Annotated in this window: 12 protein-coding genes and 1 tRNA gene; 9 read left to right on the top strand and 4 right to left on the bottom strand. The window is 73.0% G+C overall.

Annotated features, from left to right (window positions below; translation table 11 throughout):
* Positions 1 to 117: 117 nt before the first annotated feature.
* A complete protein-coding gene (aceE, locus tag ACQEUR_RS14450; RefSeq protein WP_433030392.1) occupies positions 118 to 2,874 on the bottom strand; it encodes a pyruvate dehydrogenase (acetyl-transferring), homodimeric type in 2,757 nt (918 codons plus the stop codon).
* 248 nt (positions 2,875 to 3,122) lie between these two features.
* Between aceE and ACQEUR_RS14445 the strand changes: the two genes are divergently transcribed.
* Complete coding sequence (locus ACQEUR_RS14445; protein WP_433030390.1) at positions 3,123 to 3,527, top strand: YjbQ family protein; 405 nt, start codon at positions 3,123 to 3,125, stop codon at positions 3,525 to 3,527.
* 134 nt (positions 3,528 to 3,661) lie between these two features.
* The gene (locus ACQEUR_RS14440) at positions 3,662 to 5,344 is read left to right on the top strand and encodes a DUF4139 domain-containing protein (RefSeq protein ID WP_433030388.1); all 1,683 of its coding nucleotides are present in this window, start codon (positions 3,662 to 3,664) and stop codon (positions 5,342 to 5,344) included.
* 96 nt (positions 5,345 to 5,440) lie between these two features.
* Here ACQEUR_RS14440 and ACQEUR_RS14435 read toward each other — a convergent pair whose 3' ends face one another.
* Positions 5,441 to 7,093, bottom strand: coding sequence for an alkaline phosphatase D family protein (locus tag ACQEUR_RS14435; RefSeq protein WP_433030386.1), 1,653 nt, complete (start codon positions 7,091 to 7,093; stop codon positions 5,441 to 5,443).
* A 276-nt stretch (positions 7,094 to 7,369) separates the two neighbouring features.
* Between ACQEUR_RS14435 and ACQEUR_RS14430 the strand changes: the two genes are divergently transcribed.
* The 7 genes from ACQEUR_RS14430 to ACQEUR_RS14400 all read left to right on the top strand — a co-directional run bounded on the left by ACQEUR_RS14430 (position 7,370) and on the right by ACQEUR_RS14400 (position 14,307).
* Positions 7,370 to 9,805 (top strand): transketolase C-terminal domain-containing protein, encoded by a 2,436-nt coding sequence (locus tag ACQEUR_RS14430; protein WP_433030456.1) that lies wholly within the window; start codon positions 7,370 to 7,372, stop codon positions 9,803 to 9,805.
* Between the two features lie 110 nt (positions 9,806 to 9,915).
* Entirely contained in the window at positions 9,916 to 10,353 is a 438-nt protein-coding gene (locus ACQEUR_RS14425) for a DUF3052 domain-containing protein (protein ID WP_433030454.1), read from the top strand.
* A gap of 131 nt (positions 10,354 to 10,484) precedes the next feature.
* On the top strand, positions 10,485 to 10,949 hold the full coding sequence (locus ACQEUR_RS14420; protein WP_433030384.1) for a peroxiredoxin: 465 nt from the start codon (positions 10,485 to 10,487) through the stop codon (positions 10,947 to 10,949).
* A 109-nt stretch (positions 10,950 to 11,058) separates the two neighbouring features.
* Positions 11,059 to 11,133: transfer RNA gene (locus tag ACQEUR_RS14415), tRNA-Val, on the top strand.
* 253 nt (positions 11,134 to 11,386) lie between these two features.
* A complete protein-coding gene (locus ACQEUR_RS14410) occupies positions 11,387 to 11,971 on the top strand; it encodes a SigE family RNA polymerase sigma factor (RefSeq protein WP_433030382.1) in 585 nt (194 codons plus the stop codon).
* Positions 11,971 to 13,338: a hypothetical protein gene (locus ACQEUR_RS14405; RefSeq protein ID WP_433030380.1), complete on the top strand. Its 1,368-nt coding sequence runs from the start codon at positions 11,971 to 11,973 to the stop codon at positions 13,336 to 13,338. Before ACQEUR_RS14410 ends, ACQEUR_RS14405 begins: the two co-directional genes overlap by 1 nt.
* A gap of 243 nt (positions 13,339 to 13,581) precedes the next feature.
* The gene (locus ACQEUR_RS14400) at positions 13,582 to 14,307 is read left to right on the top strand and encodes a DUF4142 domain-containing protein (protein ID WP_433030378.1); all 726 of its coding nucleotides are present in this window, start codon (positions 13,582 to 13,584) and stop codon (positions 14,305 to 14,307) included.
* Positions 14,308 to 14,320: 13 nt separating this feature from the next.
* Here the strand turns inward: ACQEUR_RS14400 and ACQEUR_RS14395 are convergent, their stop codons facing one another.
* Together ACQEUR_RS14395 and ACQEUR_RS14390 are read right to left on the bottom strand one after the other, a co-directional pair.
* The gene (locus tag ACQEUR_RS14395; RefSeq protein ID WP_433030376.1) at positions 14,321 to 14,536 is read right to left on the bottom strand and encodes a hypothetical protein; all 216 of its coding nucleotides are present in this window, start codon (positions 14,534 to 14,536) and stop codon (positions 14,321 to 14,323) included.
* 88 nt (positions 14,537 to 14,624) lie between these two features.
* Positions 14,625 to 14,999, bottom strand: coding sequence for a zinc ribbon domain-containing protein (locus ACQEUR_RS14390; RefSeq protein ID WP_433030374.1), 375 nt, complete (start codon positions 14,997 to 14,999; stop codon positions 14,625 to 14,627).
* Positions 15,000 to 15,058 lie beyond the last annotated feature (59 nt).

Raw genomic sequence — 15,058 nt, 5'->3', positions numbered from 1 at the left:
GCTGACCGCGGCCCGCCAGCAGTGACCCGGATTCCCGGACGGTGCGGCCCCGACCGCGAGGGGTGCGGTCGGGGCCGGAGTTGCCGGAGGCCGGCGGTCAGCGTTGCGCGGTGCCGGTCAGGAGTCCCCGCCGGTCTCGCCCACCGGGGCCGCCGCGATGTCGTCGATCGCGTACTTCTTCGCCGCCTCGGTCGGCACCGACGCCGGGACCACCCCGCGCAGCGCCAGCTGGCGCAGCGTCGCCACGGTCACCGACTCCGCGTCGACGTGGAAGTGCCGGCGCAGGGCGTGCCGGGTGTCCGACAGGCCGAAGCCGTCGGTGCCCAGCGAGGTGTAGTCGCCCGGCACCCAGCGGGAGATCAGGTCCGGCACCGCCCGCATCCAGTCGCTGACCGCCACCACCGGGCCGTCGCCATCGGCCAGCTTGCGCTGGATGTACGGCACCCGCTGCTCGTCGCCGGGGTGCAGCAGGTTGTACTCCTCGCACTCCACCGCGTCCCGGCGCAGCTCCGTCCAGGAGGTCACCGACCAGACGTCGGCGGCCACCCCCCAGTCCTGGGCCAGCAGGTTCTGTGCCTTGAGTGCCCACTGCATGCCGGTCCCGGAGGCCAGCAGCTTGGCCCGGGGCGCCCCGTCACCGTCCGAACCCGAGATCGAGGGCGCCGGGGCGTACCGGTAGATGCCCTTGAGCAGCCCCTCCACGTCCACCTCGGCCGGTTCGGCGGGCTGCAGGATCGGCTCGTTGTAGACGGTCAGGTAGTAGTAGATGTTCTCCGGCCGCTCGCCGTACATCCGGTGCAGGCCGTGTTCGAAGATGTGTGCCATCTCGAACGCGAACGCCGGGTCGTACGCCACCACGGCCGGGTTGGTCGCGGCGATCAGGTGCGAGTGCCCGTCCTCGTGCTGCAGGCCCTCACCGTTGAGCGTGGTCCGCCCGGCGGTGGCGCCGAGCACGAAGCCCCGGGCCATCTGGTCGGCCGCCGCCCAGAACGCGTCACCGGTGCGCTGGAAGCCGAACATCGAGTAGAAGATGTACAGCGGGATCATCGGCTCGCCGTGCGTGGCGTACGCCGAGCCGGCCGCCGTGAACGAGGCGACCGAGCCGGCCTCGTTGATCCCCTCGTGCAGGATCTGCCCGCTGGTGGACTCCTTGTACGACAGGAACAGCTCCCGGTCGACCGAGGTGTACTTCTGGCCGTGCGGCGAGTAGATCTTCTGGGTCGGGAAGAGCGAGTCCATCCCGAAGGTGCGCGCCTCGTCCGGGATGATCGGCACGAACCGCTTGCCGAACTCCCGGTCCTTCATCACGTCCTTGAGCAGCCGGACGAACGCCATGGTGGTGGCGATCTTCTGCTTGCCGGAGCCCCGCTTGACATCGGCGAAGCGTTCCGGGCCGGGCACCGGCAGCGGGGTCCAGGCGGTCCGCCGCGACGGCAGGTAGCCGCCGAGCTGCTGCCGCCGCTCCCGCAGGTACTCCACCTCTTCGGAGGACTCGCCCGGGTGGTAGTAGGGCGGCAGGTAGGGGTCGTTCTCCAGGGCCGAGTCGGGGATGTCCAGGTAGAGGCGGTCGCGGAAGGTCTTCAGGTCCTCCAGCGTCAGCTTCTTCATCTGGTGTGTGGCGTTGCGGCCCTCGAAGTGCGAGCCGAGCGTCCAGCCCTTGATCGTCTTGGCCAGGATGACCGTCGGCTGGCCGGTGTGCTCGGTGGCAGCCTTGTAGGCCGCGTAGAGCTTCCGGTAGTCGTGCCCGCCGCGCTTCAGGTTCCAGATCTCGTCGTCGCTGAGCCCCTCGACCATCTTGCGGGTCCGCGGGTCGCGGCCGAAGAAGTGCTCCCGGACGTACGCCCCGGACTCCGCCTTGTAGGTCTGGTAGTCGCCGTCCGCCGTGGTGTTCATCAGGTTGACCAGCGCGCCGTCGGTGTCCGCGGCGAGCAGCGGGTCCCACTCCCGGCCCCAGACCACCTTGATCACGTTCCAGCCGGCACCCCGGAAGAACGCCTCCAGCTCCTGCATCACCTTGCCGTTGCCCCGGACCGGGCCGTCCAGCCGCTGCAGGTTGCAGTTGATCACGAAGGTGAGGTTGTCCAGCTCCTCGCGGGCCGCCACGCCGATCGCGCCCAGCGACTCCACCTCGTCCATCTCACCGTCGCCGAGGAACGCCCATACGTGCTGGTCCGAGGTGTCCTTGATGCCCCGGTGGTGCAGGTAGCGGTTGAACCGGGCCTGGTAGATCGCGTTGATCCCACCGAGGCCCATCGAGACCGTCGGGAACTCCCAGAAGTCCGGCATCAGCCGGGGGTGCGGGTACGACGGCAGCCCGCCGCCCGGGTGCGAGAGCTCCTGCCGGAAGCCGTCGAGCTGGTGCTCGGTCAGCCGGCCCTCCAGGAAGGCCCGCGCGTACATTCCGGGGGAGCCGTGGCCCTGGTAGAAGATCTGGTCGCCGCCGCCCGGGTGGTTCTTGCCCCGGAAGAAGTGGTTGAAGCCGACCTCGTAGAGCGACGCGGAGCTGGCGTAGGTGGAGATGTGGCCGCCGACCCCGATCTCCGGCCGCTGGGCCCGGTGCACGAGCAGCGCGGCGTTCCACCGGATGTACGCCCGGATCCGCCGCTCGATGTGCTCGTCACCCGGGAACCACGGTTCGCGCTCCGGGGGGATGGTGTTGATGTAGTCGGTGGTGGTCAGGGGCGGCACCCCGACCTGGCGTTCCCTGGCCCGCTCCAGCAGGCGCAGCATGACGTACCGTGCGCGTTTGGCGCCGCGTTCGTCGATGACACCGTCGAGTGACTCGACCCATTCGCTGGTTTCTTCAGGGTCGATGTCCGGAAGCTGGCTCGGCAGGCCGTCGCTGATCACCGGGCGCTTGCGTTCCGTGGCCACAGGCGTTCCCTAGGTTGTGTGTGGGATAGGTCTCTAGCGCCATCCTGCCCCCTGATGCCATGGTCCGTCACCTCTAGGGCGGGCAGAGGCGACGCGTGACACAGGTACCAGGGGGTAACTTTCCGGCAACACGGCGTTTCCGCCCCAGTCCCTTCTCCGCACGGCCATCCGGGCCGGAACCGGACGGCGTGTTCCGCGGCCCTCCGGGCCGGCTGCGCGGCGCCGGGCCGCTGCGGCAGACTGGGCCCATGCAGAGCGAGGTGATCACGGTCCGTACCGGCTCCCGACCGGTGGTCCGGGACATCACCCGGGAGGCGGCGGAGTTCCTGGCCGGCAAGGGCGACGGGCTGCTGCACGTCTTCGTGCCGCACGCGACCGCCGGCCTGGCGATCATCGAGACCGGCGCCGGCTCCGACGACGACCTGCTGACCGCCCTGGACGAACTGCTGCCGACCGACGACCGCTGGCGGCACCGGCACGGGTCGCCGGGTCACGGGCGGGACCACGTGCTCCCCGCCTTCGTGGCCCCGTACGCGACGCTGCCGGTGCTGGACGGGCGGCTCGCCCTCGGCACCTGGCAGTCGATCTGCCTGGTGGACCCGAACGGCGACAACGCCACCCGGCAGGTCCGGTTCTCCTTCCTGCCCGGCTGACCGCGACGCCGCCCGGCTGACCGCGACGCCGCCCGGCTGACCGCGACGCCGCCCGGCGGACCGTGGCCCTGCCCGGCCGGCCGGGACCCTGCGCGGGATCGAGGACCGGGGCACCGGTCACGTAATCTCACGCGGTGATCTCATCCCGCGTTGACGCGCCCATCGTCTCCGTGACCGTCTATCCCGATCGGGCCCGGGTGACCCGCCGGACCCGGCTGAGCCTGCCGCCGGGGGAGCACCGGGTGCGGATCGGGTCCCTCCCGCTCGGCCTGCGGCGTGACTCGCTGCGCGTCGGCGGCCGCGGGCCGGCGGCCGTACTCGGGGTGGACGTCCTCACCGACGTCCAGCCGAGGACCACCGACACCACCGCCGCGGAGCTGGAGGAGCGGCGCTGGGGCCTGGCCGCGGAACTCAGCGAACTCGCCGACGCCGACGCGGTGGAGGCGCAGCGCGGCGAGTTCCTCACCCTGCTCAGCCAGCGGGCCGCCGGCACCTACGCCCGGTCGCTGGCCAGCGGCGACACCGCCCCGGGGGACATCGTCGGGTTCGCCGACTCGATGGCCGGGCAGGCCGCCGCGGGCCACGCCCGGCGGCGGGAGCTGAAGCGCCGCCGGGAGGACACGCAGGAGCGCCTCGCCGCCATCGAGCGGGAACTCGCCGCGCTGCCCGCCAAGCGGGAGCCCGACCGGCTCGCCGCCGAGGTGACGGTCCGGGTCGACGGCACCGACCCGAGCGACGACACCGACGCCGGTGCCGGCACGGGCCCGGCCGACGGCACCGGCGACCCGGCGGACGAGCAGGGCGGCGAGCCGGCCGGCGCCGAGGTTCAGCTCGAGCTGTCGTACGTGGTGGAGGGTGCCGGCTGGCACTCCTCGTACGACCTGCGGCTGGTCGACGAGACGCTGACGCTCACCTGGTTCGGGCTGGTCAGCCAGCGGACCGGCGAGGACTGGCCGGAGTGCGAGCTGCTGCTCTCCACGGCCCGCCCGGCGGTGGCCACCGGCCTGCCGGAGCTGGCGCCCTGGTATCTCGACGCCGCCGTCCCCTGGCCGCAGCAGGACGTCGGCTGGGGTAGTCAGCCGATGCCCGTCCCCGCCGGCATGCCGGCGGCCGGTGGCGCTCCGCAGCGGTCCTCGGAGGCCGACACGCGGCGCCGAGCCGCGCCGCTGGCACAGCCCACCGCCACCGTGGAGCAGGGAGTCATGGCGGCGACGTACCGGCCGGCCCGGGCCGTTGCGGTGCCCGCCGACGGCGGCGCGCACCGGGCCGTCGTCGCGGTGCTGGAACTGGCCACCACCCTCGACCACGTCACGGCCCCGGTCCTGACGACCGAGGTCCACCTCCGGGCGACGGTGGTCAACAGCTCGGCGCACACCCTGCTGCCCGGTACCGCCTCGGTGTTCCACGGCGGCGACTTCGTCGGCGGCGCGCAGCTCCCGGCCTGGGCACCGGGTGAGCAGATCGAGCTGGCGCTCGGCCTGGACGAGCGGATCCGGGTCAAGCGGGAGCTGGTCCGGCGCGGGGACACCAGGGCGACGCTCGGCTCGACCCGGCGGCGGGAGCTGGAATACCGGACCACCGTCGCGAACCACACCCCCCGGCCGGCCCGGGTGACCGTGCTCGACCAGCTACCGGTCTCCCGGCACGAGGGCATCGCCGTCCGGGAACTGCGCCTGGACCCGCCGCCGACGCAGCGGGGCGACCTGGGTGAGCTGCGCTGGCGGCTGGAGCTGCCGCCGGGCGCGTCCGGGGAGATCCTGACCGGGCTGCGGGTGGAACTGGCCAAGGGAGTCGACCTGGCCGGCTGGCGGGAGTGACGGCGGTCCTGGCCGGCCCGGACCCCGATCCGGGCCGGCCAGGACCACCGGGTCGTCGCCGGCCCGGGGCCGGACGACCGATGGGACGCCGAGGCGTCAGGGCCGGGCGGTCTCCTGCTCCACGGTCTGCCGCGCCTGGTCCGTCCCGGCGCGGGCGGCCGTGCCGGCCGGGTCGACCGGCCGGTCGTACGTCTGGTGCAGCCCCGGCACCCGGTCGGCGATCACGAACGACGCCCGGGTGTGCACCGGGGCGCCCGGCGTGGTCACGTACGGCAGGACCTTGAAGTCCGCGGTGACCTCCCCGGGGGTGAACCGGGTCAGCACGTAGCCGCGCTGGTTGTTGTGGAACCGCAGGTGCGGGTTGTGCGGGAAGTACGGGTGGCTGCCCGTCACGGAGTCGGCGCCGTTGCCGCCGGAGGTGATGGACGAGCAGACCAGCTCGCTGCCGACGGTCGCCGAGGTCGGGTCGTCGTAGTTGAGCTTCAGGTCGTCGGCCCAGTGCGCGTGCACGTCCCCGGTGAGTACGACCGGGTTGCGGACCTTCGCCTGGACCCAGCCCCGGGTGATCCGGTCCCGGGAGGCGGCGTAGCCGTCCCAGCTGTCCATCGAGGTGAACTTCGCCGGGCCGGCGTCGGTGTCGCGCTGGCCGAAGAAGACCTGCTGGCCGAGGACGTCCCAGCGGGCGTCGGAGCGGCGGAAGCCGTCGAGCAGCCAGCGCTCCTGCTCGGCCCCGGTGATCGAACGGGCCGGGTCGAGCGCCGCGGCGCAGTCCTTCGTGCCGTCGCCGCAGGCCTGGTCGTCGCGGTACTGGCGGGTGTCGAGCATGTGGAAGGTGGCCAGCCGCCCCCAGCGGATTCGCCGGTAGAGCTGCATGTCGATGCCGCGCGGGATCGAGGTGCGGCGCAGCGGCATGTTCTCGTAGTACGCCTGGAAGGCCGCCGCCCGCCGGGCCAGGAAGTCCGGCTGCGGGATCTCCGGCTTCTCGTACACCTCGTCGGCCCAGTTGTTGTCCACCTCGTGGTCGTCGAAGACCACCAGCCAGGGGGCGACCTGGTGCGCGGCGCGCAGGTCCGGGTCCGACTTGTACTGCGCGTGCCGCTGCCGGTAGTTGGCCAGCGTCACGGTCTCCGGGCCCTCGTGGTCGCGCGGGTTGCCGCCCGGGATGGTGTAACTGTCCTTCGTGTACTCGTACTGGTAGTCGCCGAGGTGCAGGATCAGGTCCGGCTCCTCCTCGGCCAGCCGCCGGTAGGCGGTGAAGTAGCCGTGCTCGTACTGGGAGCAGGACGCGAAGGCCATGGTGAGCGCGCCGCCCAGTACCCAGGGCGCAGGGGTGGTGCGGGTCCGGCCGACCGGCGAGGTGTGCCGCTCGGCGTGGAACCGGTAGAAGTACTCGCGTCCGGGCAGCAGGCCGCCCAGTTCGACGTGCACGCTGTGTCCCGCCTCCGGGCGGGCCAGCGCGGTACCGCGGCGTACCACGTGCCGGAAGCGCTCGTCGGCGGCGATCTCCCACCGCACCGGCACGGCCCGGTCCGGCATGCCGCCCATGCCGTCCTCGGCGAGCGGCTCGGTGGCGAGCCGGGTCCAGAGCACGAAGCCGTCGTGGTCCGGGTCGCCGGAGGCGACGCCGAGCGTGAAGGGGTCGGTGGCCAACGGCCGGGCGGCGGCGGCCGCGGCGGGCAGGCCGGTGACCGCCCCGGCGGCGCCGACGGCCGCGCCGGTGGCCAGGAGGGTACGGCGGGATAGAGCCATCGAGATCTCCCAAGATCCAGTGGACGGGGTGGGAGCAGCGTGGCGGCCGCCGGTTCCCCGGACGGATCGGGCCGATAGCGACCCGCCGAACATCGAGTGAAGGAAACGGCCCGCCGCCGCGGCGCGACACCACGGAGCGGATCACGGACAGACAGTTGCGACAGATGCCCTGTTCCGACGTGTCTGAGTGGTCATCGGCCACCGGAGTCGGTAATGCTGTCCGACGTGACCACCCCTCAAGATCTCGACGAGCGGTTCCGGGAGGCGGTCGGCGCCATCGAGGTACCGGCGTCGGGCCGCCCGGTCGACGGGCCGGTCCGCGACGGCGGCACGCTCGACGGCGAGCGCGCCCTGGCGCTGTTCGACGCCCAACTGGTCAGCCGGCACCTCGACCTCGCGGCCCGCTGGCTGCGCAGCTTCGGCGAGGGGTACTACACGATCGGATCCTCCGGGCACGAGGGGAACGCCGCGGTGGCGCTGGCCGTGCGGGCGAGCGATCCCGCGCTGCTGCACTACCGGTCCGGCGCGTTCTACTGCGCCCGCGCCGCCCAGGCCGCCGCCTCGGCCGACGGTGACCCGGACACCGCCGACCGGCCCCGGGTCGGGGTCGTCGAACGGGTCGCCGAGGCGATGCGGGGCGCGGACGGCGACGGCGGCTCCGCCGACCGGTCCGCCTCCGACGGGGACGCGGACCGGGACGGGGACGCCGGGGAGTTCCCCAACCCGCTCACCCGGGCCGCCCGGGACGTCCTGCGCGGCGTCGTGGCCTCGGCCGACGAGCCGGTGGCGGGTGGCCGGCACAAGGTCTTCGGCAACCCGGAACTCGCGGTGGTCCCGACCACCTCCACCATCGCCTCACACCTGCCCCGGGCGGTGGGGGTCGGCTTCGCCATCGAACGGCTCCGCCGGCTCGGCACCGGTGCCGGCCGGGCCCCGCAGCCGGGCCGTCGCCCGGTCGGCGCCCCGACCCGCCAGTACGGCGACGCCGGCTCGCCCTGGCCGGCCGACGCGATCGTGGTCTGCTCGTTCGGCGACGCCTCGGTCAACCACGCCACCGCCGCCGCCGCGTTCAACACCGCCGGCTGGTGCGACCACGTCGGGCTGCGGATCCCGGTGCTCTTCGTCTGCGAGGACAACGGTCTCGGCATCAGCGTGAAGTCGCCGGACGGCTGGGTGGCCGGGGCGCTGCGGGCCCGGCCCGGCATCCGGTACTTCGCCGCCGACGGCTGCGACCTGGTCGAGACGTACGAGGTGGCCACCGAGGCGGCGGCCTGGGTACGCCGGCACCGGCGCCCGGCCGTGCTGCACCTGTCCACCGTGCGGTTGATGGGGCACGCCGGCGCGGACGCGGAGATCGGCTACCGGACCGTCGCCGAGATCGACCGGGACGTGGCCCGGGACCCGGTCGTGGCGACCGCCCGGCTGCTCGCCGAGGCCGGCCTGGCCACCCCGGACGAGCTGATCGCCCGGTACGACGAGGTCGGCTGGCAGGTGCGCAAGGTCGCCGAGGAGGTGCTGGGGGAGCCGAAGCTGACCAGCGCGGCGGACATCGTGGCGCCGCTCGCGCCGCGCCGTCCGGTCCGGGTCGCCCGGGCGGTGACCGAGGCGGCCGGGCGGTCGGCGGGGCCGGCGGTCGCGGCCCGGAACCTCGCCTTCGGTGGCCGCCCGCCCGAGTCCGAGGGGCCGCTGACGCTCGCCCAGACGATCAACGCCGCGCTCTCCGACGGCCTCTTCGAGTACCCGGGCATGACGGTCTTCGGTGAGGACGTGGCGGCCAAGGGCGGGGTCTACGGGGTCACCAAGGGGCTGCGGGAGCGGTTCGGCCAGTCCCGGGTCTTCGACACCCTGCTGGACGAGACCTCCGTGCTCGGCCTCGGCCTGGGCGCCGGGCTGAGCGGCATGCTGCCGGTGCCGGAGATCCAGTACCTGGCCTACCTGCACAACGCCGAGGACCAGTTGCGCGGCGAGGCGGCCACCATGCAGTTCTTCTCCCGGGGGGCCTACCGCAACCCGATGGTGGTCCGGATCGCCGGCCTGGCCTATCAGGAGGGCTTCGGGGGGCACTTCCACAACGACAACTCGCTGGCCGTGCTCCGGGACGTGCCGGGGCTGGTGGTGGCGGTGCCGGCGCGGGCCGAGGACGCGGCGCCGATGCTGCGTTCCTGCCTCGCCAGTGCGGCCGTGGACGGCAGCGTCTGCGTCTTCCTGGAGCCGATCGCGCTGTACCACACCCGGGACCTGCACGCCGAGGGCGACGGCGGGTGGCTGGCCCCGTACCACGGGCCGGGCGGTTGGAGCGCGAGTCACGTTCCGATCGGCCGGGGACGGGTGTACGGCGTCGGTTCGGCCGAGGACATCACCATCATCACGTTCGGTAACGGGGTACGGATGTCGTTGCGGGCCGCCGCGAAGCTGGCGGAGGAGGAGATCGGCACCCGGGTGCTCGACCTGCGCTGGCTCGCCCCGCTGCCGGTGGCGGACATCATCCGGGAGGCCTCGGCGACCGGCCGGGTGCTGGTCGTGGACGAGACGAGGCGCTCCGGCGGGGTCGGCGAGGGGGTGGTGGCCGCACTGGTCGACGCCGGTTTTGTCGGATCCGCTCGGAGAGTTGCCGCTATCGACACCTTCATCCCGTTGGGTCCGGCCGCCCGTCAGGTACTCGTCTCCGAAGAGGCCATTACCCAGGGTGCCCGAACGCTGCTGGCACGGTAAATTCCCTTCCACTCGGTGCGCCACTTGCGCCCGGCGGCACAACTGTGTGGACTTTGCGTCATCGGCGTCGACGGACGCCGCTGGCAGTTGAGATGAGGAGGCACGTGACAGTGAGCGCGACCGCTGGTCAGGCCGCCGACGGGGTACGGAGCCTGGCGGACCGGTTCGGCATCGAGCCGGGAATGGTCGTCATGGAGATGGGGTACGACGACGACGTCGACCAGGATCTCCGCGACGCCCTTACCGATCGCTGCGGGGAGCTGGTCGACGAGGACACGGACGAGGTCGTGGACGCGGTGCTGCTGTGGTACCGGGACGGCGACGGCGACCTGTTCGAGCTGCTCGTAGACGCCCTCGGCCCGCTCGCGGACAACGGCGTGGTGTGGTTGCTGACGCCGAAGGCGGGACGGGACGGGCACGTCGAACCGAGCGAGATCAGCGAGTCGGCACCCACCGCCGGGCTGCAGCAGACGTCGACGATCAACGCCGGCAAGGACTGGAGCGGGGGGCGGCTGGTCCTCCGCCGTGGTGTCAAGGGCAAGAAGTAGCGCGGGCCACGGCACGGGCGCCGCCCGCCGCGGGCGGTGCTCGTGGCAGGCTGTGCCTGTCGCGGCTGCGACGGCCCGGTTCCGGGCCGGCGCCGCCCGGTCGTCGGACGGTGAGATCTGCGGGAGGGTGCATGCCGATCGAGGTGGGTGCCGAGGCGCCGGACTTCGTGCTGAAGGACCAGAACAACCAGCAGGTGCGGCTCTCGGACTACCGGGGGCGCCGGGTGGTCCTGCTGGTCTTCTACCCGCTGGCCTTCACCGGCACCTGTCAGGGTGAGCTCCGCGAGGTGCAGGAGCGCCTCGACGAGTACGCCAACGACGACGTGCAGGTGCTGACCGTCAGCGTCGACTCCGCGTACGCCCACAAGGTGTGGGCCGACCGCGAGGGGTACGACTTCCCGATGCTGGCCGACTTCTGGCCGCACGGCGAGGTGGCCCGGTCCTACGGCGTCTTCAACGAGACGGCGGGCTTCGCCGACCGCGGCACGTTCGTGATCGACCGGTCCGGCGTCGTCCGCTACGCCGAGCTGAACCCGCCGGGCGAGGCGCGGGACCAGGAGAGCTGGCGCAAGGTGCTGGCCACCGTGACGGGCTGACCCGCTCCCCGCACGGCCCCGCCGTTCCCGGCGGAAGCGTCGCCTCGATCGACCGGATCCGCGACCGCGGGGTAAGCTGGCCGGCGCCGGTAGGCCGTACGGGCGTTCCGGGCGCGTAGCTCAGTGGGAGAGCACTCGCCTTACAAGCGAGGGGTCGCAGGTTCGAAACCTGCCGCGCCCACCACCACCGACCATCGACACCTCGAACGGTGGAAGGGAGGCCGGGTTCCTCGGAATCCGGCCTCCCTTTCGCGTTCCTGCCGGACAACCACCACCGACCGCCGCCCCGAGACGGAGGGCGTCCGTTCGACCCGTCCCGGGGGTGGTCCGGCGTCCCCCGCTCCGCGATCCGGAAAATGCCGCCCCCGCGCTCAACCTTTCGGCCCGCCCCCGGGTCTGTCCTGCGTCAACGAGCCTTGGCTGGCGAGGAGGAGCACGTGACCGAGGATGACGGGTTCCGCGAGTTCGTCGAGGTCCGCTACGGCGACCTGCTGCGGACCGCGTACCTGCTCACCGGGTCCCGCCACGCGGCGGAGGACCTGGTGCAGAACGCCCTGCTCCGGGCGATGCGCCGGTGGGCAGGGGTGCGGGAGCCGCTGGCGTACGTGCGCCGGATCATGGTCAACGAACGGCTGAGCCTCTGGCACCGGATCGGCTCCCGGGAGTTGCTGACCGGGATGGTCGGCGAGTGGAGTCGCCCGCGCGCCCCCGACGACCGGGACCTCGCCGAGGGCGTCGTGGTCCGCGACGAACTCCTCGGCGCCCTGGGCGGCCTGCCGGCGCGGATGCGCGCGGTGCTGGTGCTGCGCTACTGGGACGACCTTCCCGAGGCCGAGATCGCCGACACGTTGGGGTGCTCGGTCGGCACGGTCAAGAGTCAGGCGTCCCGAGGGCTGGCCCGGCTGCGGGCGGTACTGCCGCGCTCGGCGGATCCACCGCCGGACCCGCTTCCGCCCGCGACGCCGGTTTCCGCCGACGCCGTCGTGCCGCCACCCACCAGGACGTCCGGAAGGAGCCGATGATGGACAGCGAACTCAGGGAGGAACTCGCCCGGGTGGCCCGGCCGGTCGTGCCCTGGCCCGAGCCGTACCGCCGGTTGCTGGAGCGGGCCCGGCGGCGCCGGCGCCGCCGGGCGGGCGCCGGTGCCGCGGCCCTCGCGGTGGTCGTCGCGGCGGTCCCGCTGCTCGCCGGAGTACTGGACCGCCCGGGCGCCGACCCCGCCACCCCACCCGGGGCGTCGGAGTTCCAACCGGCCGCCCCGGTCAACGACCCGCTGGCCCGCCGGCTGCTCGACTCGCCGACCCGGGGCAACCTGGCCGGCGACCGGGCGCTGGTCGACCGGATCGCCCGGGGCTACCTCGCCGCCCGGACGGAGCTGCTGGTCGACCCCGCGCTCGACACCGTGCGGGTGCTGCTGGCCCACGACCTGCCCAACGGGCGGACGGTCGTGGTGGCCTTCCTCGACGACACCCACGCGCTGCTCCGGAAGGCGGTCGCCGCCCCCGGCGCCTCGGTGCCCGAACTGATCGACAGGACCAGTACCCCGCTGGATCCGGACCCGGCGCTCCCGTACGTCACCACCGGCATCAACATGTTGGGCGTCGTCGAGAACGCGACCGGACTCGCCCCGGCCGGCTGTCTGGCCGAGACCTCGGTCGACGGGAGGCTGACCGACGGCGGGACGGTGGTCCGTACCTGGCAGCTGGCCAGCCGGGACGGCCTGATCGTCCGGGGTCCCGAAGCCGTCCGCGAGCGGTGGCGGTTCAGCTGCGACGGGGTCGTCCTCTACACCGGTCCGGCAACCGGGATAGGGCGGGAGCTTCCTCGGCCGGACGCCTCGGCGGTGCCGGCGGACGTCCCGGCGGGCACCGATCCGACGATCGCGGCGAACGCCGGCCGCGAGCTGACCGAGACGCTCCAGGTCAACGGATTCGCCGCCACCCCGCCCCGGGTGGTGTGGGCCGGTCGGATACCCGGCACGGCCGACGACGCGCCACCGGCCGTGCTGGTCGCCGGGTGCTGGTCGACCGGCGGCTGCGCGGCCGTGCTCCAGGTGGGCGACGGGCGGATGGATCAATCCGACGTGTTCGTACCCTGGCAGACGGGGGTGGGCCGCCCCGACCTGGTGACAGCCCAGATCCCGAACGACGAGCGGCACATTCTCGTCGTCGCTTCCCGCTCGGCGACCCGGGCCGAACTGCGCGACACCGCAGGCCGGGTGCTCGCGAGCGGGACCCTGGACGGCGGCGTCGGCCGGCTGGCACGACCCGCCCGGGCGGTCGCGACGATCGCGGTGTACGGAGCCGCCGACCGGCCACTGACGACGATGCCGGCGGTCCTGGAACTCCGCTCGAGGCAGTTCGGTGAGCCGCTGGTCTGGAGTCGGTGACCGGATGCGTCGCCCCAACCCGATCTGCACGCCGGGTCGGGGCGACGTACCCTCGGCACGGCGGTCCCGGCGAGGCTTCGGCATTGGTTTTCTTTAAGTGTCGCCTAAGCTTCGCTATCTTCGGCCGTCCGAGATTGACGCATAACCGGCCGCACCCATAACGTGCTGAGCGAGATCATTCTGCCGCTTCCGGCGCCATTTTCTGTTGGAAGGTCGGCGCCAGTCTTGTGGGAGGTTGAGGACGTGGCCACGGCCCCATCTGCGATGAACGGGATGCGCCGGACCGGCATCGTGCTGGCCGGCCTGGTGGCCGGGCTGGCCATGCTGCCCGGGGTGGGCCTGGCGGCACCCGCCGGCCCGACACAGCTCGGCGCGGCCGACATGGCGCTGCTCAACGGCGTACGGCTGGCCGGGCTCTGGGAGATGCCGGCCGGGACGATGGCCGCGGAGAAGGGCACCACCGACCGGGTCCGGCAGGTCGGTACCGAGATCGCCGCACAGCACGACGAGCTGGACCAACTCGTCGTGGAGGCCGCCAACAAACTGGGCGTGCAGCTGCCCACCGAGCCGAACACCGCCCAGAAGGGCTGGCTCACCGAGATGCAGAACGCCTCCGGTGCGCGGTTCGACCGGATCTTCGTGGACCGGCTGCGCGCCGCGCACGGGGCGATCTTCCCGGTGATCGGAGCGGTCCGTTCCGGCACCCGGAACGAGACGGTGCGCAAGCTGGCCGAGCAGGCCAATGGCTTCGTCATGACCCACATGACACTGCTGGAGAGCACCGGGCTGGTGCGCTATGCCGAGCTGCCCCCGGTGGCGCTGCCCGCTCCGCAGGACGATTCCCTGGTCGCCGCCGCGCAGGCCAACGCGGAGTTCGGCACGGGGTTGAGCGCCACCGTCATCTGGACGGTACTGATCGGCGCGCTGGCGCTGGGCGGCCTGGCCACGATACGGGTGTTCAAGCGCTGACCACGGGTTCCGCTCAGACGGCGCCCCGGCCCCGCCCCCGGCACCGGTACCGCCAGGGCGACCCCGAACCGCTGACCGACTCCAACTCGTAGATCTCGGCCCGGCCGAGCCCGCCGTCGGTCACGTGGTGGTGGGTGAGCGGCGGGCGGCCGTGCACGTCGAGTTCGACGACCACGCTGTCGCCGTCGCCCGCGCCACCGACCAGCGGTACCTCGGTGCTGCCCTCCATGCGCCCATCCTGCCGCCGGCGGCTCGTCGGGCGCAGCCGATCCGCCAGGCACGCCGGCTCCCGCCGGCCGGTCGCGGCGGCGGGTGGCTCAGACCCGCCAGTCGTACCGGAGGTCGGCGATCCGCACCCCGATGCTGACCCGGGTCAGCACGGCCACCAGCACCGCCATCCGCTGCTCCGCCGGCACGTCCCCGGCGGCCCCCGGGTACGTCGACGCCACGTGGGCCCAGACCAGTTCCTCGGTCTGCTCCGCCGGAATCCACGGGCGGGGGCACCGCCGCCGGGGACAGCCGTAGTAGCGGCGCCCGCTGGACGAGAAGGACGGGATCAGGAGTTCGTCGCAGGGCCGGCAGGCGAGCAGGCCGCGCAGCAGGTAGCGGCCGGGCGTGGCCCGCTGCACGATCGGAAAGTCCATGGTCACCACCTCGGTCCACGACGCCGACACATCCACGCCTGTCGTCATCCTTCCCGTTGGTACGTACCGGAGCTCGTAACTGTTCGATTGGTGACTGGGAATCGGCA

The sequence above is a fragment of the Plantactinospora sp. CA-290183 genome, from assembly GCF_050936375.1.
In the GTDB taxonomy this organism is placed as follows: domain Bacteria; phylum Actinomycetota; class Actinomycetes; order Mycobacteriales; family Micromonosporaceae; genus Plantactinospora.
This window is presented reverse-complemented; position numbering and strand designations above follow the sequence as displayed.